Origin of the sequence: Haloactinospora alba, from assembly GCF_006717075.1 — a bacterium.
In the GTDB taxonomy this organism is placed as follows: domain Bacteria; phylum Actinomycetota; class Actinomycetes; order Streptosporangiales; family Streptosporangiaceae; genus Haloactinospora; species Haloactinospora alba.
Window position 1 is genome coordinate 3,615,122 of record NZ_VFQC01000001.1, and the last position, 24,431, is coordinate 3,639,552.

Below are 24,431 nucleotides of genomic sequence, written 5' to 3' on the forward strand. Positions count from 1 at the left end.
CCACCACGCTCCCGCATGCCGACACCCGGTCGGCGCCGTGTCCTGGCTGGAATCCAAACACCCGCCGTGGGACGGTGTCGAGTGTCCCGGCCCGGTGCGCTGTACCCGCCCCGGCCGGCTCGGATACCCTCACCCCGTGCGGCTGTGGCTGACCCGCGCCCTGGCCCGGATACGGCAGCGCGTCACCTGGGCGCTTCCCGTGGAGCTGCTGCTGTTCGTCTTCGTCAGCAGCTGGCTGTTGATGGTCTGGGCCGAACCGCCGGGCGCCGCCGTGGTGCGCGCCGACGCCTACTGGTGGTGGTTCGCCGGCACCGTCACCCCGGCCGCCGCCGGACCGGGTGACCACTACCCCACCACGACCGCCGGGCAGTTCATCGGCCTCTACGTCATCGTCGGCGGCATCGTCACCATCACCATGCTCTTCACGCGCCTGGCGCGCGCCATCGAGAAGGCCAAGGGACTGCGCATGCACGGTCGCGCCGAACTGCACACCACCGGACACACCGCCGTTCTCGGTTACATTCCCGGCCGCACCGAGCGGGTCATCGCCGAGCTGACCGCCGAGGAGCCCCACCAGATCGTCCTGTGCGCCTGGGAGGAGCAGACCGAGCAGCACCCGCTGGGACACCGCGACGACACCCGGTTCGTGCGCGGCAACCTCACCGACGAGGAGGTGCTGGGCCGCGCCGCGCTGGACCGCGCCACCACGGTGGTGGTGGACCCTCGCGACGACGACGAGGCGCTCAAGGTCACCGTCGCCGCCGCCTACCTCGCCCCGGAGGTCCACACCGTGGTCGCCCTGCACGACATGGCCCACGCGCGCACCGTGGCGCGTGTGGCCCCCGGCGCCCGCTGCGTGGAGTGGCACTCCTGGCGGCTCCTCGCCGCCGAGGCCCGCGACCCCGGGATGTCGGGTGTCCTCTCCGGGCTGTTGGGCGCCGGACAGCGCGGCACCTACTCCGTCCGGGTGCCCGCGTCCCTGGCCGGCCGCAGCTACGGCCACTTCCAGATGGCGCTGGGCCGGTGGAACGCCGCCACCGTGCTCGGCCTGGACACCGGGGCAGGGGTGGACCTCAGCCCCTCATGGACCACCGAGGTCCCCCGGGACGCCGTCCTGTACTACGTGGCGCGGCGGCGGCTGAGCACCGCCGACCTGGAGCGCCATGTCGAGCGCGCCGACCGCGCCCTGTCCTTCGACGACCGCGAGCTGCTGCGCACCCCGTGGCGCGAGCGGGACACGGACTACTGACCCGCGTCGCGGTACCAGGCGATCGTCGCCGCCAGGGCCTTGGGCAGCGGGGTGGGGCTGGTGGAGAACGCCTCCTCGAAGTCCCGCGAGACCATGTTCTGCGGGATCCGGTGTTGGTAGAAGAGCTCGGCGTACTCGGCCATGAACCGCTCGTCGAACGGGCCGAACGCGACGGGCCGGTCCAGCACCTCGACGTGCAGCGGCCGGCCGAGGAGTTCCTCGACGATCCGGTGGACCCGTCGTGTGCTGACCGCGGGGGCGGTCGGCAGGTGCCAGACCCGGCCGTCGCCGTCGTCGCGGACCCCCAGTTCGGCCAGCCCGCGGGCGGTGTCGGCGATGAAGGAGTAGCTGTGCGTCAGGGAGATGTCGCCCAGGGCCATCGCGGGCTCGCCCCTCAGCGCGGCCGGGAAGAACGCGCCACCGAGCGTGGAGTTGAGCACCCTGGGTCCGAAGAAGTCGGCGGACCTTCCCAGGGCCACCCGCACCTCCCCGTCGGTGTGCGCGCGGAGGTAGCGGCGGTCCAGGTCCGCGCGCATCCTCCCCTTCTCCGACGTCGCCGACCAGGGTGTCCGTTCGGTGATGTGCCCGCCGTCGGCGGTGCCGTAGGGGTAGAGCGTGTCCAGCACGACGAGTTTCGCGTCGTGGGTCCTCGCCGCGGTGAGGACGGCTTCCGCGATGGCCGGCATGGTCCGGACCTGCCGGTGGTAGTCCACGTTGACCGCGTGGTAGACCACGCTGGCGCCCTCCGTCGCGGCGACGGCCCCGTCGGGGGTCGAGACGTCGCCGCGCGCGGTCTCCACCCCCGGCGGGGAGGTCGCGATCCCGGAACGGGAGACGTGGCGCACCCGTTCGCCGCGCGACGCCAGCTCCTCCACCAGGGTGGTTCCGGCCGGCCCGGCGCCCAGGACGACATGGAGGCCGTGATCGGTGCTCGGGGTCATGTACGCGCTCCTTCCGTAGTGAGTGACCCATCAATCACTCTTTTGTCACGAGAAAGGCCCGCCCGTGTCGGGCGGGCCTGCCTCAGTTCCGCGGATCCTCCGCGGGTGCGGTGTGGCGGACGCCCTCGGTGAGGGTCGCCGCCCAGCGTTCGTCGACCCCGAAGGCGTCGACGGCCGTCAGTAGGTGGCAGAGCTGGCCGTAGGCCATGAAACGCTGGACCTCCCCGGCGCTCCCCCCGGACCGGGAGCTCGCGAGTGCCGTGATCCGGGCGATGCCCGAACGCACGGCATCCCGGACCTCCGGGACTCCGACCGCCGCCTGGGCGTGCACCTGGAGGTTCAGCAGGTCGCGGTCGGCGATCAGCTCGGCGTAGGCCGCGCCCATCCGGTCGAGCACGTCCGCCGAACCGGCCGTGTCCGAACCCGCGGCCGCGTCCTCCAGCACTCCGAGGATCTGTTCGTAGCAGCTCTCCAGCGCCGCGACGAACAGCTGGTTCTTGCTGCTGAACAGCTTGAACACGTAGGCCGGCGAGATTCCCGCGTCGTCCGCGATCGCCCCGATCGTGGCCCCCGAGAGGCCCGAACGGGCGAACAGGCGTACCGCGCTGCTCACGACGGCCGCCCGACGCGCGTCGGCCGTGGACAGCTCCCGCTCGCTCGTCACCATATGAGTGACTGTACACTCACCCCTGGCATCCGGCAATGGAGGGACGGTCTCGGCGGCCGGTGCCCGGGCGCCGGCTCACACCCCGTACACCCGGCCGCGGGCCTCGCGGTACGCCTCCCGCACCGGCCGGGCGGACTCCGGATCCGCCTTCGGAAGACGCGCGCGGCTCACCTCCCAGGCGGGGGGCTCGTCCGACCCCGCCCAGGCCCAGGCGGCCTGGCGGGCGGCGCCGATCGCCACGTACTCGTCGGGCTGTGGCACCTCCACGTCGGCGGCGAACACGGCCGGAGCCAGGCCCTGCACCGCGGCCGACTGCGCGGCTCCGCCGGTCAACAGCACACGGTTGACCTCGACACCCCGCCCCCGGAGCAGGTCCAGCCCGTCGGCGAGTCCGCACAGCACTCCCTCGACGGCCGCCCGGGCCACGTTGGCCGGGGTCATGTTGGCCGTGCGCATACCGGTGAGCGTGCCGGAGGCCTCGGGAAGGTTCGGTGTGCGCTCTCCGTCGAGGTAGGGCAGCAGCGTCAGTCCGCCCGCCCCCGGATCGGCCCGCAGGGCGAGCCGGTCCAGTCCGTCCAGGCCGGTGTCGAGCATCGCCGCGGTGGAGCTGAGCACCCGCGCGGCGTTGAGCGTGCACACCAGCGGCAGGAAGTGGCCGGTCGCGTCGCAGAAACCGGCGATGTCCCCGGCGGCGTCGGCGATCGGTTCCGTTCCCGCGGCGAACACGGTTCCGGACGTGCCCAGCGAGACCACCACGTCGCCCCGGCCGATGCCCAGCCCCAGTGCCGCGCCCATGTTGTCGCCGGTACCCGCGCCGAGCACGGCGCCGCCGCCGGTGGTGCCGACCCGCTCGGCCGGGGCGCACACCCGGGGCAGCGCCGGCACCGCCCCGAACGCCCGGGTGACCAGGTCCTCGCGGTAGGTGAGCGAGAACGGCGACCAGTACCCGGTGCCCGAGGCGTCGCCGCGGTCAGTGGTGATCCGGGCGGGGTCGCCGGTTCCGGCCAGCCGCCACGTGAGGTAGTCGTGCGGGAGGCACACCGCCGCGGTGCGCTCGGCGGAACCGGGGTCGGTCTCGGCGAGCCACCGCAGTTTGGCCACGGTGAACGATGCCCGCGGGACGATACCCACCGCCCGCGCCCACTCGCGCGCGCCGAGCTCGGCCACGAGCTCCTCGGCTGCCGCCGCGGGGGCGAGGTCGTTCCACAGCGACGCCGGCCGCACGACCTCCCCCCGCTCGTCGAGGCAGACCATCCCGTGCTGCTGTCCGGCGACGGCCACCGCCACCGTGTCGTCGATCCCGCCGGCGGCGTCGACGGCGGCGTTCAGCGCCCGCCACCAGTGGCGGGGGTCGACCTGGGTCCCCTCCGGATGGTCGGACCGGCCCTCGCGTACCAGCGCGCCGGTCTCGGCGTCGCGGACGAGCACCTTGCAGGACTGTGTCGACGAGTCGACACCCGCGACCAACGGCATGTTCAGCGTGCTCCCATCAGGTGTTCCACGGCCAGTTGCTGCAGGCGGGCGTTGGCCGCTCCCCGCTCGGCCGCCTCGGCGACGTCGAGCTCCTCGGACAGCACGCTCGCGACACTCTCCCCCTCGTCGAGGGTGGGCACCGACAGCCGGTCCACGCGCGCGGCCGTACGCGCCTCGGCGACCTCGGGGTCCTGGCGGAACCGGCGCGCCCGCTCCCGCAGCATCAGGTAGGTGCGCATGTTGGCGCGTGCGCTCTCCCACACACCCTCGATGCTCTCAGTACGCAGCGGCTTGTAGTCGAAGTGGCGGGGGCCGTCGTAGCCGCCGTTCTCCAGCAGGTCGACCAGGAAGAAGGCGTTGATGAGGTCGCCGTGGCCGAACACGAGGTCCTGGTCGTAGCGCGGGCCGTGCTGCCCGTTGAGGTCGACGTGGAACAGTTTCCCCTGCCACAGCGCCTGCGCGTAGCCGTGCACCGCGTTGAGCCCGGCCATCTGCTCGTGGCCGACCTCGGGGTTGACCCCGACCATCTCCGGATGGTCCAGGGTCTGGACGAACGCCAGGGCGTGGCCGATGGTCGGCAGCAGGATGTCGCCGCGGGGCTCGTTCGGTTTGGGTTCCACGGCGAACCGCAGTCGGTACCCCCGCTCCCGGACGTAGTGCGTCAGCGCGTTGAGGCCCTCGCGGTACCGCTCCAGCGCCGCGGCCGGGTCGTAGGCGGCCTCGGCCTCCGAGCCCTCGCGTCCGCCCCAGAACACGTAGGTCCGGGCGCCCAGCTCGGCCGCCAGGTCGATGTTGCGCGCCGCCTTGCGCAGCGCGAACCGCCGCACGTCCCGGTCCTTGGCGGTCAGCGCGCCGTCCTTGAACACGGGGTGACCGAAGAGGTTGGTGGTGGCCGTGGGGACCACCAGGCCGGTCTCGTCCAACGCCCCGCGGAACCGGTCGACGATCGCGTCACGTTCGGCGGCCGGGGTGCCGAACGGGACCAGGTCGTCGTCGTGGAAGGTGACGCCGTAGGCGCCGATGTCGGCGAGGCCGTGCACGGCCTCGACCGGGTCGAGGCGCTCGCGGGTGGGGTCGCCGAACGGGTCGTTGGCCCGCCAGCCGACCGTCCACAGGCCGAAGGCGAAACGGTCCCGCGGTGTGGGGGTGAGGTCCATACTGGTCTCCAGACTCGGGTCGAACGGTGAACGGTGCTCCGGGGGTCAGCCCGTGCGGGTCAGGGCCGTGCGGTCCATGTCCTCGAGGGTGCGTCCCTTGGTCTCGGGAACCCACCTGAGGACGAACCACACCGACACACCCGCGAAGGCGGTGTAGCCGAGGTAGGTCATGGACAGGCTCGCCTCGGACAGCGGTGGGAACGTGGCGGTGATGACGAAGTTGGCCAGCCACTGGGCCGCGGCGGCCACCGCCAGGGCCGGGGCGCGGAACCGGTTCGGGAACATCTCGCCCAGCAGCACCCACACGACCGGTCCCCACGAGATGGCGAAGAAGAACACGAAGGCGTGCGCGGCGACCAGCGCCATGGGGCCGTAGGGGTCGGCCAGGTTCGGCTCGCCGTTGACGGTGGTGGCGTGGCCGAAGGCGTACGTGGCGGCACCCAGCATGACCGTCATCCCCGCCGAACCGGTCAGCAGCAGGGGGCGCCGTCCGACGCGGTCCAGCAGGGCCAGAGCGATGACGGTACCGAGGATGTTGAAGATCTGGGTGGACAGGCTCAGCAGCAGCGACCTGGACTCGTCGATCCCGACCGACTGCCACAGCGCCGACGAGTAGTAGAAGATGACGTTGATCCCGCCGAACTGCTGCAGCACGGACAGGACGATGCCGACCCAGACGACCGGGAGCAGGCCGGTGCGCGCGTCGCGCAGGTCGCGGACCCGCGGCCGGTGGTCGTTGGCCACGGACTCCCGGATCTCGGCGATCCGTTCGTCGACGTCGCCGCCCTCCGTCGTGCTGAGGACCCGGTGGGCGCGGCCCGCGTGCCCGCGGGTGACCAGGTAGCGCGGCGACTCGGGGATGGTGAACGCCAGGAGGCCGTAGAGGACGGCGGGGACGGCTTCTGCGGCCAGCATCCACTGCCAGGCCGCCAGTCCCAGGATCGTTGCCTCCGCTCCGCCCCCGGCCGCGCCGGCGATGGCCCAGTTGACCGCCTGGGAGATCGCGATCCCCAGCACGATGGCCAACTGCTGCAGCGCGCCGAGGCGGCCCCTCCCCCTGGCCGGGGAGATCTCGGCGATGTAGGCCGGTGCGATCACCGAGGCCATGCCGACCGCGACACCGCCGACGAGGCGCCAGAGGGTGAAGTCCCAGATGGTGAACGGCAGCGCCGAGCCGAGCGCGCTCAGCAGGAACAGCACCGCGGCAATGCGCATCGTAACCAGGCGGCCGTACCGGTCGGCGAGCTTTCCGGCGTTCCAGGCTCCGACGGCCGATCCGATCAGGGCCATGGCCACGGCCAGTCCGGTGGCGAACGCGCCGACGCCGAAGACGCTGCGGATGGCGGTGACGGCGCCGTTGATGACGGCGGTGTCGTAACCGAAGAGGAAACCCCCCAGCGCCGCGACGGTGGCGAAGTGCAGCGTGCGCAGCGTGCGGGGGGATGGGGTGGACGCACCGGGGGGTTCGGACATCGATGCTCCGTTGTGTCGATGGTCACATGCCGTGTGATGGTTAGTAAGGATCGTATCCTTACTAACGAGTGTCAATAGGATGACCTGATATCACTCCGGGGAGAAGCGGAGCCACGAGAGTCGTGGCCCGGGCCCGCCCGGCGGCTGACACCGGCTGCACGGGCCGCACAGGAGGTATCGCGATGGCGGATCCCCGCACGGTCCGGCAGATGAACCGTCAGCTCATGCTCGAGCTGTTCAGTGACGGACAACCGCGGTCACGCGCGGCCGTCGCCCGCACCACGGGGCTGACCAAACCCTCGGTGTCGTCGATCATCGACGGCCTGCTCGAGGAGGGCACGCTCACCCCCGCCGGGGTGGGAGACGCCGGGGCGGTCGGTGGCCGCCGCCCGAACCTCGTCGTGTTCAACCCGGACGTCCGCGCCTACGTGGGGGTGCACCTGGGTGTGCGCCGCACGTCGATGACCGTGGCCGACGCGCTCGGCCGCACCCTGGCGCGGGGGAGCGTGCCCAGCGCGGTCGGCGACGCCGGGCGAGGGGTGCGGGAACTGGGGCCGCTCCTGCGTGACACGGCGCGGCGGGCGGGCGTGCCGAGCGACCGCATCGCCTCGGTCGGGGTCTCGGTGTCCGGGCTCGTCGACCACCGCCACGGCCGCTGCCTGCTCGCGCCGAACCTGGACTGGCGCGACGTGCCGCTGCGGGAGTGGGTCGAGGAGCTGTTCTCCGTGCCGGCGGTGGTGTACAACGAGGCCCACGCCGGCGCGCTCGCCGAGCAGCGCCACGGGTGCGCCGAGGGCGTGGCGAACTTCGTGCGCGTCATGGTCGGGGCGGGCGTCGGTGCCGGTGTGGTGCTGGACTCCCGGCTCTTCTCGGGGTCCAGGGGTATCGGCGGGGAGGTCGGGCACTGCCGCGTCGAGGACGACGGGCGGCGCTGCTCCTGCGGCAACCTCGGCTGCCTGGAGAGTGTGGCCGCCCTGCCGGCGATCCTGCGCTCGGCCCGCGAGGCCGCGGCTGCGGGAACGGCCACACGGCTCGGGGAGGACTGCTCGTTCGACGACGTGCTGGACGCGGCCGCGCGGGAGGACCCCGCGGCGGTGCGGGCCCTGCACCGCGCCGGAACCGGACTGGGACACGGCATCGCCTACCTGCTCAACATGCTCAACCCGGACCTGGTCGTGCTCGGCGGGCCGATCGCCCGCGCCGGCGAGGTCCTGACGCAGCCCGCGCGGCAGGCGCTGCACGACTCCTCCCTCCCGCAGTCCGCCTGCCCCGTCGCGACGAGTCCGCTGTCCGACGCCGAACTCGAGGGCGCGGTGCTCCTGGCCCGCGACCACGTCGCTTTCTAGGTGCGGGCCCTTCTCCGGCCGGTTCCGTTCCCGCCGGGGCCGAGCGTCGCCGAACCCATGGTGAGACACGTAACGCCCACCACGCGCGGGTGGTCCCCGCTAACGCCGGCAGAGATCCGGGCTCCGCGCCGGCGCCGGCGCCGGCAGCGGCGCTGGCGCCGCCACGAACCGCGACCCGCCCCGCCGGGACAGCGCACCGAGCGGCGGAACGGCCGCTCACGTCCAATACAATATCGCGGGAAACCCCTTATTCCTCGTAATTGACCGCGGAACGAAAGCGAAGCGATGAGCGCACAAGGCGGAACATTCGAATTTGATGTCGAAGCGCGCCAGCTCCTGCAATTGATGATCCATTCGATATACTCGAACAAGGAGATATTCCTTCGGGAGCTCATTTCCAACGCCTCGGACGCGCTGGACAAACTCCGCATCCGGAGTCTCACCGAGAACGACGTGGACGCCGACATCTCCGACCTCCACATCCGTCTCGACCCCGACCCGCAGCAGCGCACTCTCACGGTCTCCGACAACGGGATCGGCATGACCTACGACGAGGTCGTACAGCTCATCGGTACGATCGCGAAGTCGGACACCGCCCAGTTCCTGGAACGGATGAAACAGTCCGACGACCCCTCGCTGGCCCAGGACCTGATCGGGAGCTTCGGTGTCGGCTTCTACTCCAGCTTCATGGTGGCCGACGAGGTCACCCTGGTGACCCGGCACGCCGCGGAGAGCCAGGGCACGCGCTGGCAGTCCAGCGGCGAGGGGAGCTACACCATCGAGCCGGTGGACGACGCCCCGCAGGGCACCTCGGTCACGCTGCACCTCAAGCCCGAGGACACCGAGGACCAGCTGCACGACTACACCTCCTCGGCCAAGATCACCGAGATCGTCAAGCGGTACTCGGACTTCATCAGGTGGCCCATCAGGATGGCCGTCGAGCAGACGGACAGCGACGGTGAGACCACCAGCGAGATCGAGACGATCAACTCGATGAAGGCGCTCTGGACACGGTCCAGGCAGGACATCACCGAGGACGAGTACAACGAGTTCTACAAGCTCGTCAGCCACGACTGGGCCGACCCGCTGGAGACGATCCACGTCCAGGCGGAGGGGACGTTCGAGTACCAGGCGCTGCTGTTCCTCCCCTCCCAGGCGCCGATGGACCTGTTCATGCGCGAGCGCAAGCGCGGGGTCCAGCTCTACGTCAAACGCGTGTTCATCATGGACGACTGCGAGGAGCTGGTCCCGGAGTACCTGCGCTTCGTCAAGGGCGTGGTCGACGCGCAGGACCTGTCGCTGAACGTCTCGCGTGAGAACCTCCAGCAGGACCGGCAGATCCAGATGATGCGCCGCCGGCTGGTGAAGAAGGTCCTCTCGACGGTCAAGGACATGATGTCCGAGAGCCCCCAGAAGTACCGGACCTTCTGGAACCAGTTCGGACGCGCCCTCAAGGAGGGGCTGGTCAACGACCCCGAGAACCGCGACTCCATTCTCGAGATCTCCTCCTTCTCGTCCACGAACAGCACGGAGGAGCTCACCACCCTCCGGGAGTACGTGGACCGCATGCCCGAAGGGCAGCAGAACATCTACTACATGACGGGCGACTCGCGCGCCAGCATCGAGAACTCCCCCCACATGGAGGCGTTCCGGGAGAAGGGTCTCGAGGTGCTGGTGCTGACCGAGCCGGTCGACGAGGTGTGGGTGGAGACCGTCCCCGAGTTCGACGGGAAGAAGTTCCAGTCGATCGCGAAGGGGGAGGTCGACCTCGACGCCCAGGGCGACGGCGGGTCCAAGGACGAGGACTTCGAGAAGCGCAAGGGCGAGTTCGCCGAGCTGCTGTCCTGGATGACGACGAAGCTGGACGACAAGGTGAAGAAGGTGCGGCTGTCCACGCGGCTCACCAACTCGCCCGCGTGCATCGTGCGCGACTCCGACGACATCACGTCCAGCCTGGCGAGCATGTACCGCGCCATGGGCCAGGAGATCCCCCAGAGCAAGGGGATCCTTGAGCTGAACCCGACGCACCCGCTGGTGAGCGGGCTGCAACGCAGTTACGGCGAGCGCGGGGACGACACCGAACTGGTGGAGACCACCGAGCTGATCCACGACATGGCCATGCTCGCCGAGGGTGAGGAGCCCAGCGACCGTTCGCGGTTCACCAGGCTGATGGCCGACCGGCTGCAGCGCACGCTCTGACGCGCGCAGCCGCGTGGCCGGCGGCCACGCCCGGGGGCCGGGCAGCGCCCTGCGCCCTGGCCCCCGCGTGGGACGGCGGGACGTGCGCGGCGGACCGGAGGAGGGGACAACGCCCCTCCTCCGGTCCAGCCCCGCCTCCCCGTTTCCCGGCCTTTCGGGCCCCGTGGCCGGCGGGGGTCAGGTATGACCGCGGCGTGCCGCGACGATGCGCTCCATGTGGTGCTCGCCCCAGTCCCCGAGGGGTTTCAGCGCATCGTTGAGTGACTCCCCCGAGCTCGGTGAGCGAGTACTCGACCCGCGGTGGAACCTGGTAGTACAGCTCGCGGTGCACGAGCCCGTCACCCTCCATCGCGCGCAACTGCTGGATGAGCATCTTCTCGCTGATCGCCGGGAATTCTCGTCTCAGTTCCCCGAAACGACAGGGTCCGACACTCAGCTTCCACAGAAGAAGCGGTTTCCACTTCCCTCCCACCACGTCGACGGCCGCGTCCAGGCCACAATTGTAGGGGCTTTTCTTCGCCATACCCGAACCCGTTCCCCGGTACTTACCAAAAAGTGAGTACCTGAATTAATTGTTGGTACTTGTTCTGGGAAAAAGCCTAGGCCACGATGAACAACACGGTTCCACGAACCGTCCCGTTCGGTCGTTCGCCCGGGCATACCCCTGTCCGGCTCCAGAACAGTGCCGCGGCGCGGAGATCCACTCGCCACGTGTTCGGCGGGCGCGAGCCGGAAGCGTCGGGACGGTTCCTCGGAACACCTGCCCAGCACCACCCGATTGGAGACACGTGTCCGCATACGCAGGAAAGAAAGCCGTGGTCATCGGCGGGACACACGGCATGGGACTCGCGATCGTCCGCGCGCTGCTCGCGGGCGGAGCCGACGTCGTCCTCACCGGCAGCGACGAGCGCAACGTCGAGGCCGTGCGGGACGAACCGGGGGAACGGGCGCACGCGGTCCGTTCCGACGTCACGCACGCGTCCGACAGGGACGAGCTCGGCGCCCTCGTGCGGGAAAGGTTCGGCACGGTCGACTTCGTGTTCCTCAACGCCGGCCACGCGGAACTCGAACCGTTCCACGAGGTCACCGAGGAATCGTTCGGCCGGCAGTTCGACATCAGTACCAAAGGCGTGTTCTTCACGGCGCAGCGCCTGGCTCCGCTCGTGCGGGAGGGCGGCGCCCTCGTCTGCACGACCTCCGTCGCCAACGCGAGCGGGAACCCCGGCATGGCCGTGTACTCCGGCGCGAAGGCGGCCCTGCACTCCTTCGTGCGGGTCCTGGCCGCCGAGCTGCTTCCCCGAGGCGTACGGGTGAACGCCGTCAGCCCGGGCTTCGTCCGGACTCCCACGATGGGCGTGTCCGCCTCCGCGGACGACCGGGCAGCTTTCGAGCGGGAGGGAGGAGAGCTCACCCCCATGGGACGCGTCGGCTCCCCGGAGGAGGTCGCCCGCGCGGCGCTCTTCCTCGCCTCCGAGGCGACGTTCACCACCGGCGTCGAGCTTCCCGTGGACGGCGGCATCGCCCAGGGGCTCGTCCCCGCCCACGGCTGACCCTGGAACATGCCAGCGGCACATCTCACCGGCCCGACCCGTAGGCGGTTCCGGCGCCGCCCGGCCGGGAAGGGTGTTCGGGTGCCGGGGCGGCGCGCGCCGCCCCGGCGTGCTTCGCTCCATCGGCTCCCATCCCGGAGCATTGACCTCAAGAAAACTTGAGGTTCTATGGTCGGTCACGTCGATACGGGGCGCCGTGGGCGATCCCCACCGTTCCACCAACACAGGGGTGCCCATGACGTCCGACACCGCACAGCGCGCGACGTGGCGGGCATGGCTGGGCCTGGCCATCCTGACGCTCCCACTGCTCATGGCCGCCACGGACATGACCGTCCTTTTCCTCGCCCTTCCCAGCATCGCCGCCGACCTCACGCCGGGAAGCACGCAACTGCTGTGGATCCTGCACGCCGGGGAGTTCCTGACCGTGGGATTCGCACTGACCATGGGGCGGGTGGCCCAACGCATCGGCCCGCGCCGCCTGCTGGTCATCGGGGGGAGCGCCTACGGTCTGGCCTCCCTGGCGGCGGCCCACTCCCCCACCCCGGAGATCCTGATCGCCATGCGGGGCCTGCTCGGTGTCGCGGCGGCGACGCTGCTCCCCAGCGTCATGGCGCTGCTGCGCGGCATGTTCCCCGTGGCCCGGCAGTTCTCCGTGGCCGTCGCGGTGACCATGAGTTCCTTCTCCGCCGGCATGGCCCTCGGGCCGCCCCTGGGCGGGTTCCTCCTGGAGAACTTCTGGTGGGGCTCGGTGTTCCTGGTGAACGTGCCGGTCGCCGCGCTGCTCCTGGCGGGTGCCCCCCTGCTTCCCTCTCCCCGAGGCGACGGTGCCGGCCGGGTGGACATCACCAGCGTCCTGCTGTCGCTGGGCGCGATCATCAGCGTGATCTTCGGCCTCCAGGAGATCGCCGACAAGCAGACCAGCGCCACGGGAGAGCCGCTGTGGCCCTACCTCCTGGCCGTGGTGGTCGGGCTGGGGTTCCTGGTGGCGTTCGTCCGGCGACAGCTGCGGCTGGCCGACCCGCTGCTCGACCTGCGGACCTTCGCCGCCCCCGCCTTCACCATTTCCCTGCTGGCCATGCTGCTGATGCTGCTGGGAATGGGAGGCACCGACATGCTCCTCGCCCAGTACCTGCAGACGGTCATCGGACTGTCCCCGGGCCGCGCGGGACTGCTGCTGCTCGCCCCGGCCCTGGCCTCCGCGGTCGGGGGGATGCTGGCTCCGGTGCTGAACCGCTGGACGCGGCCGGCGTTCACCATGGCCGGCGGGCTGCTCACCGCCGCGGGCGGCGCGGCGGTGATGGTCCTACTGGAGGGGCGCGCCGGAGCTGTCGCCCTCGTCGCCGTGGCCGCCGTCATCGCGTTGGCCCTGGGGCCGCTCTTCACACTGTCCACCAACCTGGTCGTGGGGACCGCTCCGAAGCACCAGGCGGGGTCGGCCGCGGCCTTGGGCGACGTGAGCGGCGGGTTCGGCAACGCGTTGAGTCTGGCCTTCCTCGGCAGCCTCTCCGCCGTCGTCTACCGGTCGGCGCTGGAGGGTTCCGTTCCCGCAGAGGCCTCGGAAAGCGCGGCGGAGGCGGCCCGGGAGAGCATCGGCGGGGCCACCGCCGTGGCCGGGAACCTGCCCGGCGAGGCGGGAGCGGAGCTGCTGGAGGCGGCACGGTCCGCCTTCGGGCTGGGGCTGCAGAGCGCCTACGGGTTCGGCGCGGTCCTGCTGACCCTGGTGGCGGTCCTGGTCGCCTGGTTGCTGCGCCACGCCAGCATCGACACCGCGGACGGCGAGGAGTCCCCGACGGAGGCGGTGCCGGACGAGACCGCCCGGGAGCCCGTCTAGGGCCTGTCTGGTGGACGGCCCCGGTCAGCGCAGGCCGACGAACTTCTCCGCGTCGACGGTGACGGCGTAACCGGAGGTGAGCCGGACCGTGGCGCTGCCGGGGTCCCAGTCGACCCCGTCGATGCGGGGAGGGTCCGTGGTGCCGGTGCCGGCCGGTACCGGCACCCGGTGGAAGTAGGACCCGGCGTCGTGCCCCAGGCGGAGTTCGTGTCCGGTGCCGCCCGTACCGCGGGTGCGCACCAGAAACACCTCCGCGGGCCGGGGGTCGAAGGCGCCTCCGGGCTCGTAGGTGACCCCCGCGTCCGCTGACGTCTCGCGCTGGACCACGGTGGTGGACAGGACCACGTCGCTCCTGGCGAGGGCGTATCCGAGCGTCCCGGTGAGCAGGGCGGTGGCCAGCACCGCGAGCAGCACGTTCCGCGGCCGCCAGCGGATGGAGGTCGGCGGGTCCTGTTCCTGGGACATCGGTACCTCGTTTCCGGGAGGGGCGGCCGGCTGCGTGGCGCTCCCAGCGTAGGCCCCGGGAAGCTCCCGGACGCTCCCCTCCCGGGCCGGTCCCGGCGGGCAGTCGCACCTCCCACCGGGACCGCCGCCCCGGGTGTTGCGCGCCCGACCGGATCCTGCTCCGGAGGGCGCCCCCGTTCCGGCGTTCTTCGCCCCGATGCGGGCGGCAGCGGGTTCCTCCGGAGCGGCCGCGATGCCCGCCGCGTTCTGCCTCGTCGCCGGTCTCCGCTTCCTCCCGCTGGCCCGGTTGTACGACCAGCGCCACTACCGGTGGACCCGCCTGCTGCTGCCCCTGGTCGCCGTGGCGGGTTCCGCCCGCGTGGGAACCGCCGCTCACCGACACACGGAACCACTCGCCGCACGCACTGCCCGTTCGTCGCGCGCCTGTTGCGTGTCCGGCGTCACATTCGAATGATTGCCGACGTGTGACACGCCGGTTAACCACCGCGCGTCGCCGCACAGCCGCGGTGTCGGGCGCGTTGGGCGGCCCTCCGCAGGTCCCCCCGTCCCGTACGGGGCCGCATCCGGCCCCGCGGGGACCCGACATCGGCAGCGAGAACGTCGACGAGGGGAAGTACCGATGGCCATAGAGGACATGCCCGACGTAGGGGCGCCCCCGGTGAGGGAGCCGGCCCCCACCGCGCAGGTCGCGGACCCCGGCCCCCTGGGACTGGCCGCGTTCGCCTCCACCACCCTCGTGTTGAGCTTCGTCAACGCGGGACTGATCGACAAGAGCGTGGAACTCTCGACCGTGCTGGCGCTCGCGCTGTTCTACGGCGGCCTGGTGCAGCTGCTCGCCGGAATGTGGGAGTTCCGCGCGGGCAACACGTTCGGCGCCACGGCCTTCCCCACCTACGGGGCGTTCTGGATGGCGTTCGCGCTCTACGTGGGGGTCCTCGCGGACACGGTCCCCCAGGCGCAGCAGGCCACGGCCACCGGCATGTTCCTGCTGGTGTTCACCGTGGTAACCGGCTACCTGACGGTCGCCTCGCTACGGACCAACACGGCCCTGACCACGGTGTTCGTCCTGTTGTTCCTCACCTTCGCGGCACTGACGACCGGCGAGCTGGCCGGCGTGGACGGCCTCGTCACACTCGGCGGGTGGCTCGGCATCGCAACCGCCGCGGCCGCTTTCTACGCCTCCTTCGCGGGCGTGCTCAACGCGACGTGGAAACGCACCGTCCTCCCGGTCGGAAGCCCCCGCTGACCCCCGACAACGCACGACTGACGGACCGGAACAGACACGATCCCGGAAGGGTCCCCACCATGACCGACCACCCCGGACAGGGCGCGGCACTGGACAACCTACTCGACGAGAGCAGGACGTTCCCCCCGAGCCAGGAGTTCGCCGCGCACGCCAACGCGACCGCGGAGACCTACGCGCGGGCGAACGCCGACCGGGAGGCGTTCTGGGCCGACCAGGCCCAGATGCTGCACTGGGACACGGCGTGGGACCAGGTACTGGACTGGTCGGACGCCCCCTTCGCCAGGTGGTTCGCCGGCGGCGACCTCAACGTCGCCTACAACTGCGTGGACCGGCACGTGGCCGCGGGCAACGGCGACCGGGTCGCCATCCACTGGGAGGGCGAACCCGGCGACTCCCGCGCCATCACCTACGCCGAGCTGCAGCGCGAGGTGTGCAGGACCGCCAACGCGCTGTCCTCACTGGGGCTGGCGAAGGGCGACCGGGTGGCCATCTACATGCAGATGATCCCCGAGACGGTCTTCACGATGCTGGCATGCGCGCGGCTGGGGCTCCCCCACTCGGTGGTGTTCGCCGGTTTCTCCTCCGAGGCGCTGCGCTCCCGGATCGACGACGCGCAGGCGCGGGTGGTGGTCACCGCGGACGGCCAGTTCCGGCGCGGCAGCGTCGCCCCGCTCAAGCCCGCGGTGGACGAGGCGGTGGCGCAGGCGCCGAGCGTCGAGCACGTGGTCGTGGTGCGGCGCGGCGGCAACGAGGTCGCCTGGAACACGGGAACGGACGTGTGGTGGCACGACATCGTCGAGCGCCAGTCCGACCAGCACACCGCGGAGCCGATGGACTCCGAACACCCGCTGTTCATCCTGTACACCTCGGGAACCACGGGCAAGCCGAAGGGCATCCTCCACACCTCGGGGGGATACCTGACCCAGGTCGCCTACACGCACCGCACGGTGTTCGACCTCAAGCCGGAGTCCGACGTGTACTGGTGCACCGCCGACATCGGGTGGGTGACCGGACACAGCTACATCGTGTACGGGCCGCTGGCCAACGGCGCGACCCAGGTGGTCTACGAGGGCACCCCGAACACGCCGCACCAGGGCCGGCACTGGGAGATCGTGCAGAAGTACGGCGTGACCGTCTACTACACGGCGCCCACCCTGGTGCGCACGTTCATGAAGTGGGGCGGGGACATCCCCGCGTCCTACGACCTGTCCAGTCTGCGTGTGCTGGGTACGGTCGGCGAGCCGATCAACCCCGAGGCCTGGATGTGGTTCAGGGACCGGATCGGCGGCGGCCGGACCCCCGTCGTGGACACCTGGTGGCAGACGGAGACGGGGGCGATCATGATCTCTCCCCTGCCGGGGGTCACCCACACCAAGCCCGGTTCCGCGCAGCGCCCCCTTCCCGGGATCTCGGCGCGGGTGGTGGACGACAACGGCGCGGAGGTCGGCCGGGGCGAGGGCGGCTACCTCGTGCTGGACGAACCGTGGCCGGCGATGCTGCGCGGCATCTGGGGTGACGACGAGCGCTACAGGAAGACCTACTGGTCCACCTTCGCCGACCGGGGTTTCTACTTCGCCGGGGACGGCGCGAAGTACGACGAGGACGCCGACATCTGGCTACTCGGCCGGGTGGACGACGTGATGAACGTGTCCGGGCACCGGATCTCCACCACCGAGGTGGAGTCCGCCCTGGTGTCGCACCGCGACGTGGCCGAGGCGGCGGTCGTGGGCGCCTCGGACTCGGTGACCGGTCAGGGGATCGTGGCGTTCGTGATCCTGAACGGCGACGCCGCCGGGGACGGGGACAGCGGTTCGGCGGCGCTGGCGGACCTGCGCGACCACGTGGCCTCCGAGATCGGGCCGATCGCCAAACCCCGCCAGATCATGGTGGTGCCGGAGCTGCCGAAGACGCGCTCCGGCAAGATCATGCGCCGGCTGCTGCGCGACGTCGCCGAGGACCGGGAGGTCGGCGACGTGAGTACCCTGGCCGACTCGAGCGTGATGGAGCTGATCTCGTCCGGGCTGCGGACGGGGGCGGACGAGGACGCCTGACAGCGGGGACCCAGCCCCGGCGCCCGGGTGCGTACGGACGCCGGGGTCTCGGGCTGGCGTACCGTTCCGTAGTGTGGGTGACCGCGAGTTTCGGCAGGGACCCGACCGTCGACGGTGGTGGGAATCGGTTATGCCGGTGCGAACGGACGGCGCGCCCCGCCCGGGCAGGGGGCGCGCGGCACGCGCGGGTTCGGGCCAGCAGAAGGCGCTGGTCACGGCCCGGCGCATCGTCGAGGACATGCAGGACGGGACCGTGGGTTCCGCCTCGAAGCGGGCGCTCGCCTCCGTGCGCCGGTTGCTGGGGGCGCGCGGCGTGGCGGTGTCCGACCTCTCCGGCTCGCTGCGGTGGGTGGGGCGTCCGGCGCCCGAGCAGGAGACGGGCCCGCTCGTCGCCGGGGTCCTGAGCGCCGAGAGGCCGCGGGGGAAGCCTCCGCTGGTGGCGGTCCCGCTGCGGGTGCGCGACGAGCTCGACGGGGTGCTGCTGGTCTCCGGGGACGTGGCGACGGGCGCGGTCCGGGAGGTGGCGTCCCTGATGACGCAGGCCCTGGAACGGGGCCGGCTCGAGAGGTCCGCCGAACGGGCCGAACGGGCGGAGCTGCGCGCGTTGCGGGCCGAAATATCGCCACATTTCGTTTACAACGCGCTGACCGTGATCGCTTCGCTGGTGCACTCCGAACCGGACCGGGCGCGCGACCTCATGATCGACTTCGCCGACTACGCGCGCTACAGCTTCGTGCAGCACGGCGAGTACACGACGGTGTCGGAGGAGTTCCACGCGATCGAGACGTACTTCGCGCTGCAGCGCGCCGTCCTGGGCGACCGGCTGCAGGCGCACGTGCGTGTGGCGCCGGAGGTCCTCGCCGTCGCGGTCCCGTGCCTGGTCCTCGAACCGCTCGTCGAGAACGCGATACGGCACGGCATCGAACCCCGCTCCGGGCCGGGGACGGTGCACGTACACGGCGAGGCCGACGGAGACGAGTGCGTCATCACCGTGGAGGACGACGGCATCGGCATGGCCCCGGAGGAGGCCAGGGCCGCCCTCTCCGGGGACGCCGACACCGGCCGGATCGGGCTCGCCAACGTGGACAAGCGGCTGCGGAACGTCTTCGGCTCGTGGTTCGGGCTGGTGCTGGAGACCGAACTCGGCGCGGGGACCAGGGCGACCGTCCGGCTCCCCCGGTTCCAGCCCGGGGTGCTGCCGTGACGGGTGAACCGGCGACGGGGTTGCGGGTCCTGGCGGTGGACGACCTTCCCGCCGCGTTGGACGAGATGCGCCGCATGCTGTCGGAGGCGCCCGAGGTCGCCGACGTGGACTCGGCCGGGGACCCGGTGCACGCGTTGAAGTGCATCCAGGCCAACCGTTACGACGCGGTGTTCCTGGACATCGCCATGCCCGGCCTGGACGGTATCGAACTGGGCTCCCTCCTGGCGCGGTTGGCGCAGCCGCCGGTCATCGTGTTCGTGACCGCCTACAGCGAGCACGCCGTCACCGCCTACGGCATCGGCGCCGTGGACTACCTGCTCAAGCCCGTCCGCCCGGAGCGGCTGTCGGCGGCGCTGGCCAAGGTGGTCCGGATGGCCGGGACGCCGGACGGCGGAGAGGACCGGGCGCCCGACTCGGACGGGATGGCGGCGCTCCCGGTCGAGGCGGGGGGACGCACCTGGTACGTGCACCGCGACGACGTCCGGTTCGTCGAGGCCAGCGGGGACTACGCCCGGCTGCACACCCCCACCGGGGTGCACCCGGTGCGGATACCGGTCTCGCGGCTCGAGGAGCACTGGGCAAGCGCGGGGTTCCTCCGGGTCCACCGGGGCTACCTGGTCTCGCTGGAGGCGGTGCGCGAGCTGCGCAGCGACCCCACCGGCAACCTGCTGGCCCGCACCGACCTCGGCGACGTTCCGGTGAGCCGGCGGCACGCCCGGAACCTGCGCGAACGCCTGCTGGAGGCGGCGCAGCGCGGCTGGCTGGGGCGGCGGTCGTGAGCCGGACCAGGCGGCGGGTGACGGTGATGAGCCCGCAGACGCGCCTCGCCCGCGGCCGCGGGAAACTGCGCCGGAAGTGGCGCCTGCCCCGGATCGGACGGCGCGACGCCGAACGGGCCCGCGCGTTGTACCGCGCCCAGGGCGCCCGCGGAGCGGTCTCGCTCGGTGCGCTCTTCCTCCTGTTGTTCGGCATGCCCGGCGTGTTCGCGCTCTGGCCGGAACTCGACCACGTCCGGCTGTGGGGCGTACCGGTGTCGTGGCTGATGGTGGGCGTGGTCCCGTTCCCGGTGATGGCCGGCCTCGCCTGGTGGCAGCTGCGGTGGGCGGAGCGGACCGAGGAGCGGGAATGACCGCGGTGCTGGCGGTTGCCCCGGTGGCTCTGGTGACCCTGCTGGTGGGGTTGCGCGGGGTCGCCGCCATGCGCAGCTCCTCCGACTTCCTCGTCGCGTCCCGGCGCGTGTCCCCGCTGGTGAACTCCGCCGCGGTGTCCGGCGAGTACCTGTCCGCCGCCTCCTTCCTCGGTATCTCCGCCCTCGTGCTCACCGACGGGATCGGGTCGCTGTGGTACAGCGTGGGTTTCACCGCCGGCTACGTCGCGATGCTCGTGCTGGTGGCGGCGCCGATGCGGCGTTCGGGCGCGCTGACGGTCCCGGACTTCGCCGAGGCGCGCCTGGCCTCGGTCCCGCTGCGCCGCCTCTCCGCCGTCGTGGTGCTCGTGATCGGGCTCCTGTACGTGGTGCCGCAGTTCCGCACCGCCGGGCTGGTCCTCAGTTCCATCAGCGACGCCCCGTACTGGGTGGGGGTGGCCGTCGCCGGAACCGTCGCCAGCCTCACCCTCGCGCTGGGCGGGATGCGGGCGGCGACCTACGTGCAGGCGTTCCAGTTCGTGCTGAAGCTGCTGCTGTTCATCGTTCCGGCGATCTGGCTGGTCGTGCACGCGGGTGCGGAGACCCGGCACGAGGCGCTGCACCCCGCCCAGTTCACGCGTTTCCAGCAGGACACCCCGGTGACGTTCGAGGTGGACACCACGCTGACGGTGCCCGAGGACACGGCCGTCCGCCATCCCGGTGGCTCCGCCGAGACGCTGCCCGCCGGGCGGGTCACCGTCCCCTCCGGTGAGCGTCTGGTCTTCCCGGAGGGAACGCCGGTACCGAAAGTGGAAGGAACGGACCTGCCCGGCGGTGCCGGGTGGGAGCGGCCGCTGCTGGACACGCGGGACTCGGGCCACCCGCTGCTGGGGACGTGGGCCGTGCTGGTCGCCACCGTCTTCGGCGCTATGGGGCTGCCGCACGTGCTGATGCGGTTCCACACCAGCCCGGACGGGAGCGCCGCCCGCAGGACGGCGGCGCTCACCGTCGGCCTGCTCGGTGCCTTCTACCTGTTCCCCGGGGTGTACGGGGTGCTCGCCAAGGTCCTCGTGCCGGAGCTGTACGTGTCGAAGGCGACGGACACCGCGGTCGTGGCGCTGCCGGCGGCGGTGGACCCGGGCGGGGCCGGGACCGTGTTCACCGTGCTGCTCAGCGCGGGCGCGTTCGCCGCGTTCCTGTCGACGTCGCTCGGGCTGGTGCTGGCCATCTCCGGTGCTGTCGCGCACGACCTGATGCCGACCCGGTTGCGCACGCTGCGGCTGGCCGCGGTGGCCGTGGCCGCGGGCGTCGTGCTACTCGCCCTGCCGGCTGCGCGGTTCGACGTCGAGGTGCTGGTCACGTGGGGGTTCACTGTCGCCGCGTCCACGTTCTGCCCCCTGCTGGTGCTGGGGATCTGGTGGAGGCGGCTGACCGCCGGAGGGGCGATCGCCGGGGTGCTGACCGGGTTGTCGGCCACGTCGGGAGCGTTCCTGGCGGGAATGTTCGGACCCGAGCTGGACGGCTGGTTCGCGTTCCTGGCCTCCTACCCGGCGCTGTGGTCGGTTCCCACCGCGTTCGCGACGATGATCGCGGTGTCGCTGTGCGGCAGGCCGCCCTCGTGGAGCACCACCGCGCTGCTGCGCCTGCACCTGGACGCCCGGAGGGACGGGACCGGGTTGGGGGGTTAGGTCCTGCCGACGGGCGCACCCCAAGCCCGCCCCGGAGTTCCCCCGGGATCAGCAGCGCTCCAGCACCGGTGCCGGGTCGGCACCGGTGCCGACCTCCGCTCCGGTGGCGGCCTCCGGACGAACGCGGACCGCCTTCCGCCGGCGCCGGTCCAACCCTCCCGAGAGCAGGGCGGCGGCGAGCCCGGCGCCGGCGAACACAGCGCCGATCCAGGCCGGGGCGGTGTAGCCCGCGCCGCTGTCGATGGCGGCGCCGTTGACCCACGCTGTCACGGCGTTGCCGAGGTTGAACGCGGCGATGTTCACCGCCGAGGCCAGCGCCGGCGCCTGGACGGCCTCGTCCATCACCCGCGTCTGGATGGTGGGAGTGATGGCGAAACCGACCGCGCCGAAGACGAACAGGGTCACGGGGGCCGGTACCGGGGAGTGGAGGGTGTGGGCGAACACCACCAGCAGCACGGCCATGCCGGCCAGGACCGTGTAGAGCGTGGGCATCAGTCTGCGGTCGGCTGCCTTGCCCCCGACGTAGTTGCCCACCACCAGGCCGCTGCCGAACAGCACCAGCAGCCACGGCACGGCCCCGGTGGGGAACCCGGCCACCGTGGTCATCATCGGTTCGACGTAGGTGACGATGCCGAAGAAGGCGGCGAAGCCCAGCGCGGTGACCAGCAGCGCCAGCCACACCTGGACGTTGCGGAACGCCTTCAGTTCACCGCGCAGGGTCGCGGAGGGATCCGCGGGCTGGTGGGGAACGAGCGCGGCGATCAGGGCCAGGGCGAGAAGGCCGATCACGGTCACCGCCCAGAAGGTGGAACGCCACCCCAGCTGTTGGCCCAGCGCCGTTCCCATGGGAACGCCCAGCACGTTGGCCAGGGTCAGACCGGCGAACATCAGCGCCACCGCCCTGGCCCGCTTCTCCTCGGGGACGAGGCCGGCCGCCACCACGGAGCCGACACCGAAGAACGCGCCGTGGGTGAGCGAGGCCACCACCCGTCCGGCCATCAGGAGCCCGTAGCTGGGGGCCAGCGCGGAGATCAGGTTACCGGCGACGAAGATCCCCATCAGGGTGAGCAGCATCGTCTTGCGGGGCGCCTTCGTTCCCGCCGCGGTCAGCAACGGCGCCCCGACCACGACACCGGCCGCGTAGCCGGAGACCAGCAGGCCCGCCGTAGGGATGGATACCTCCAGGTCGTGGGAAATCCCGGACATCAGTCCCACGATCACGAACTCCGTGAGTCCGATACCGAATGCGCCGACGGCCAGCGCCAACAACGCGAGGGGCAATGGTGCGTCCTTTCTCGGAACAAATCCGTTGCGCTGCGCGAACACGAACGGGAATCCGGAACCGCTCGGTTCTCCGTGTTCACGGCAAACTCGTTGACGCACCCACTGTCATAGATAGGACAGAATGAAACAATAACGACATAAAGAATGGTTGCTTAGTGCGAATAAACGATGGGACAGGCACGTGGACCAGCAGGAACTGGCGGCGTTCCTCACCCTGGCCGAGGAGCTCCACTTCAGGCGTACCGCCGAACGCCTGCACCTCACTCCCGGCCGGGTGAGCCAGACCATCAAGAAACTGGAACGCTGCATCGGCGCGCCGCTGTTCGAGCGGACCAGCCGGTCGGTGCGGCTGACCCCGCTCGGTGAGCAGTTGCGCACCGGTGTGGAGCCCGCCCACCGGCGCATACGCGAGGAGGTCGAGCGGGCCACCGCGGCCGCGCGGGGGACGACGGGAACGCTGGACGTGGGGTTCGTCGGTGCGACCGCCGGACGCGTCCTGCTCGACGTCGTGGACCGCCTCCGCTGCTGCCACCCCGGGTGCGAGGTGCGGATCCGGGAGAAGCAGCTCGGGAACCTGCTGTGGCCGCTGCGCTCGGACGAGGTCGACATCCTGCTCACCCAGTTCCCCGTGCGGGAGGACGACCTGACCACGGGGCCGGTCGTCATCCGCGAGTCCCCCGCGCTCGCGGTTCCCGCCGGACACCTCCTGGCACAGCGCGCGTCCGTCACCACGGAGGACCTGGCGGGGACGACGGTGCTGAGCGTCACGGGCGCGCCCGACTACTGGGTGGACCACCTCATCCCCCCGCACACGCCCAGCGGGCGCGCGGTCCACCGAACGGAGACCACCACGTTCCAGGAGACGCTCGCCCTCGTGGGGGCGGGGCGGGGTGTCCGACCGGTGGGCGCCGCCTCGTGCCAGTACTACGCCCGTCCCGACGTCGCCTACGTCCCGTTCACCGACGCCCCGCCGCTGGAGTTCGGACCGGTGTGGCGCACCTCGAACGAGAACGCCCGCGTCAGGGCGTTCGCCTCGGCCACCCGCGCCTTCCTCGACTCCCGCTCCGGACCGGTGACGTTCTGACACCGCCGGTCCCAACCGCCCCGGATGCGGGTTCCCCCGGCGTGGGTGCTCGCACACGGTGGCCGTGGCGGGCATAGTGGGCGGCGCACCGGGCGGGCATCCCACCACCGGTACACCGCCGAACCCGACAGAAGGGGCTGGTAACCGCCATGGCACCGAACGGTCTCGTGCGCACCCGCAACAGCAGGATCATCGCCGGGGTGTGCGGAGGGCTGGCACGCCGGTTCGGGCTGTCGCCGTTCCTGGTGCGGCTGCTGTTCGTCGTGTCGTGCGTCCTCCCCGGTCCCCAGTTCGTCATCTACATCGCCCTGTGGATCCTGATCCCCAACGAGAGGTGAGGCGGGGAAACGGCCGGAGGGTGCGCCGAGCGTTGCCCTCCCGCGAGGGGCGGACCCAC

The 24,431-nt window shown here is 71.4% G+C and carries 22 protein-coding genes; 14 read left to right on the top strand and 8 right to left on the bottom strand.

What is annotated here, in order from left to right; all coding sequences use genetic code 11:
• Positions 1-136 precede the first annotated feature (136 nt).
• Positions 137-1,249 (top strand): NAD-binding protein, encoded by a 1,113-nt coding sequence (locus FHX37_RS16360; protein ID WP_170181608.1) that lies wholly within the window; start codon positions 137-139, stop codon positions 1,247-1,249.
• Here the strand turns inward: FHX37_RS16360 and FHX37_RS16365 are convergent.
• From FHX37_RS16365 to FHX37_RS16385, 5 genes are all read right to left on the bottom strand, one after another.
• Positions 1,243-2,190, bottom strand: a complete 948-nt coding sequence (locus FHX37_RS16365) for an NAD-dependent epimerase/dehydratase family protein (RefSeq protein ID WP_141924709.1) — start codon at positions 2,188-2,190, stop codon at positions 1,243-1,245. The two genes, FHX37_RS16360 and FHX37_RS16365, sit on opposite strands and share 7 nt — an antisense overlap.
• Before the next feature lie 82 nt (positions 2,191-2,272).
• Complete coding sequence (locus FHX37_RS16370) at positions 2,273-2,857, bottom strand: TetR/AcrR family transcriptional regulator (protein WP_141924710.1); 585 nt, start codon at positions 2,855-2,857, stop codon at positions 2,273-2,275.
• A 75-nt stretch (positions 2,858-2,932) separates the two neighbouring features.
• Positions 2,933-4,330 carry a xylulokinase gene (locus FHX37_RS16375; protein ID WP_141924711.1) on the bottom strand — a complete coding sequence of 466 codons (1,398 nt, stop codon included), beginning with the start codon at positions 4,328-4,330 and terminating at the stop codon, positions 2,933-2,935.
• A gap of 2 nt (positions 4,331-4,332) precedes the next feature.
• Positions 4,333-5,487 carry a xylose isomerase gene (gene xylA, locus FHX37_RS16380; protein ID WP_141924712.1) on the bottom strand — a complete coding sequence of 385 codons (1,155 nt, stop codon included), beginning with the start codon at positions 5,485-5,487 and terminating at the stop codon, positions 4,333-4,335.
• 45 nt (positions 5,488-5,532) lie between these two features.
• Positions 5,533-6,960, bottom strand: a complete 1,428-nt coding sequence (locus FHX37_RS16385; RefSeq protein WP_141924713.1) for a sugar porter family MFS transporter — start codon at positions 6,958-6,960, stop codon at positions 5,533-5,535.
• A 182-nt stretch (positions 6,961-7,142) separates the two neighbouring features.
• On the opposite strand from FHX37_RS16385, the gene FHX37_RS16390 reads away from it, so the two are divergent.
• Both FHX37_RS16390 and htpG read left to right on the top strand, forming a co-directional pair.
• Positions 7,143-8,306 (top strand): ROK family protein, encoded by a 1,164-nt coding sequence (locus FHX37_RS16390; RefSeq protein WP_141924714.1) that lies wholly within the window; start codon positions 7,143-7,145, stop codon positions 8,304-8,306.
• A 285-nt stretch (positions 8,307-8,591) separates the two neighbouring features.
• Entirely contained in the window at positions 8,592-10,505 is a 1,914-nt protein-coding gene (gene htpG / locus FHX37_RS16395; RefSeq protein ID WP_141924715.1) for a molecular chaperone HtpG, read from the top strand.
• Here htpG and FHX37_RS23990 read toward each other — a convergent pair.
• Positions 10,465-11,028, bottom strand: coding sequence for a winged helix-turn-helix transcriptional regulator (locus tag FHX37_RS23990; protein WP_342777620.1), 564 nt, complete (start codon positions 11,026-11,028; stop codon positions 10,465-10,467). The two genes, htpG and FHX37_RS23990, sit on opposite strands and share 41 nt — an antisense overlap.
• A gap of 265 nt (positions 11,029-11,293) precedes the next feature.
• Here FHX37_RS23990 and FHX37_RS16405 point away from each other — a divergent pair, with 265 nt between their 5' ends.
• The gene (locus FHX37_RS16405) at positions 11,294-12,055 is read left to right on the top strand and encodes an SDR family NAD(P)-dependent oxidoreductase (protein WP_141924716.1); all 762 of its coding nucleotides are present in this window, start codon (positions 11,294-11,296) and stop codon (positions 12,053-12,055) included.
• Positions 12,056-12,290: 235 nt separating this feature from the next.
• Positions 12,291-13,886 carry an MFS transporter gene (locus FHX37_RS16410; protein WP_141924717.1) on the top strand — a complete coding sequence of 532 codons (1,596 nt, stop codon included), beginning with the start codon at positions 12,291-12,293 and terminating at the stop codon, positions 13,884-13,886.
• A gap of 24 nt (positions 13,887-13,910) precedes the next feature.
• Here the strand turns inward: FHX37_RS16410 and FHX37_RS16415 are convergent, their stop codons facing one another.
• A complete protein-coding gene (locus tag FHX37_RS16415) occupies positions 13,911-14,351 on the bottom strand; it encodes a hypothetical protein (protein WP_141924718.1) in 441 nt (146 codons plus the stop codon).
• Positions 14,352-14,484: 133 nt separating this feature from the next.
• Between FHX37_RS16415 and FHX37_RS16420 the strand changes: the two genes are divergently transcribed.
• The 7 genes from FHX37_RS16420 (at position 14,485) to FHX37_RS16450 (ending at position 21,666) form a co-directional block, all read left to right on the top strand.
• On the top strand, positions 14,485-14,805 hold the full coding sequence (locus FHX37_RS16420) for a hypothetical protein (protein ID WP_141924719.1): 321 nt from the start codon (positions 14,485-14,487) through the stop codon (positions 14,803-14,805).
• 165 nt (positions 14,806-14,970) lie between these two features.
• Positions 14,971-15,597 (top strand): acetate uptake transporter, encoded by a 627-nt coding sequence (locus FHX37_RS16425; RefSeq protein ID WP_141924720.1) that lies wholly within the window; start codon positions 14,971-14,973, stop codon positions 15,595-15,597.
• 59 nt (positions 15,598-15,656) lie between these two features.
• Positions 15,657-17,648 carry an acetate--CoA ligase gene (acs, locus tag FHX37_RS16430; RefSeq protein WP_141924721.1) on the top strand — a complete coding sequence of 664 codons (1,992 nt, stop codon included), beginning with the start codon at positions 15,657-15,659 and terminating at the stop codon, positions 17,646-17,648.
• A 130-nt stretch (positions 17,649-17,778) separates the two neighbouring features.
• Positions 17,779-18,852, top strand: coding sequence for a sensor histidine kinase (locus FHX37_RS16435; RefSeq protein ID WP_141924722.1), 1,074 nt, complete (start codon positions 17,779-17,781; stop codon positions 18,850-18,852).
• Entirely contained in the window at positions 18,849-19,631 is a 783-nt protein-coding gene (locus tag FHX37_RS16440; RefSeq protein ID WP_141924723.1) for a LytR/AlgR family response regulator transcription factor, read from the top strand. The genes FHX37_RS16435 and FHX37_RS16440 overlap by 4 nt, the downstream gene beginning before the upstream one ends.
• Positions 19,632-19,657: 26 nt before the next feature.
• Positions 19,658-19,981 carry a hypothetical protein gene (locus tag FHX37_RS16445; RefSeq protein ID WP_141924724.1) on the top strand — a complete coding sequence of 108 codons (324 nt, stop codon included), beginning with the start codon at positions 19,658-19,660 and terminating at the stop codon, positions 19,979-19,981.
• Complete coding sequence (locus FHX37_RS16450) at positions 19,978-21,666, top strand: sodium/solute symporter (RefSeq protein ID WP_141924725.1); 1,689 nt, start codon at positions 19,978-19,980, stop codon at positions 21,664-21,666. The genes FHX37_RS16445 and FHX37_RS16450 overlap by 4 nt, the downstream gene beginning before the upstream one ends.
• 48 nt (positions 21,667-21,714) lie before the next feature.
• Here FHX37_RS16450 and FHX37_RS16455 read toward each other — a convergent pair whose 3' ends face one another.
• On the bottom strand, positions 21,715-22,947 hold the full coding sequence (locus FHX37_RS16455; RefSeq protein ID WP_141924726.1) for an MFS transporter: 1,233 nt from the start codon (positions 22,945-22,947) through the stop codon (positions 21,715-21,717).
• 184 nt (positions 22,948-23,131) lie between these two features.
• Here FHX37_RS16455 and FHX37_RS16460 point away from each other — a divergent pair, with 184 nt between their 5' ends.
• Both FHX37_RS16460 and FHX37_RS16465 read left to right on the top strand, forming a co-directional pair.
• Positions 23,132-24,034: a LysR family transcriptional regulator gene (locus tag FHX37_RS16460; protein ID WP_170181609.1), complete on the top strand. Its 903-nt coding sequence runs from the start codon at positions 23,132-23,134 to the stop codon at positions 24,032-24,034.
• A gap of 149 nt (positions 24,035-24,183) precedes the next feature.
• Positions 24,184-24,372 carry a PspC domain-containing protein gene (locus FHX37_RS16465; protein WP_141924727.1) on the top strand — a complete coding sequence of 63 codons (189 nt, stop codon included), beginning with the start codon at positions 24,184-24,186 and terminating at the stop codon, positions 24,370-24,372.
• Positions 24,373-24,431 lie beyond the last annotated feature (59 nt).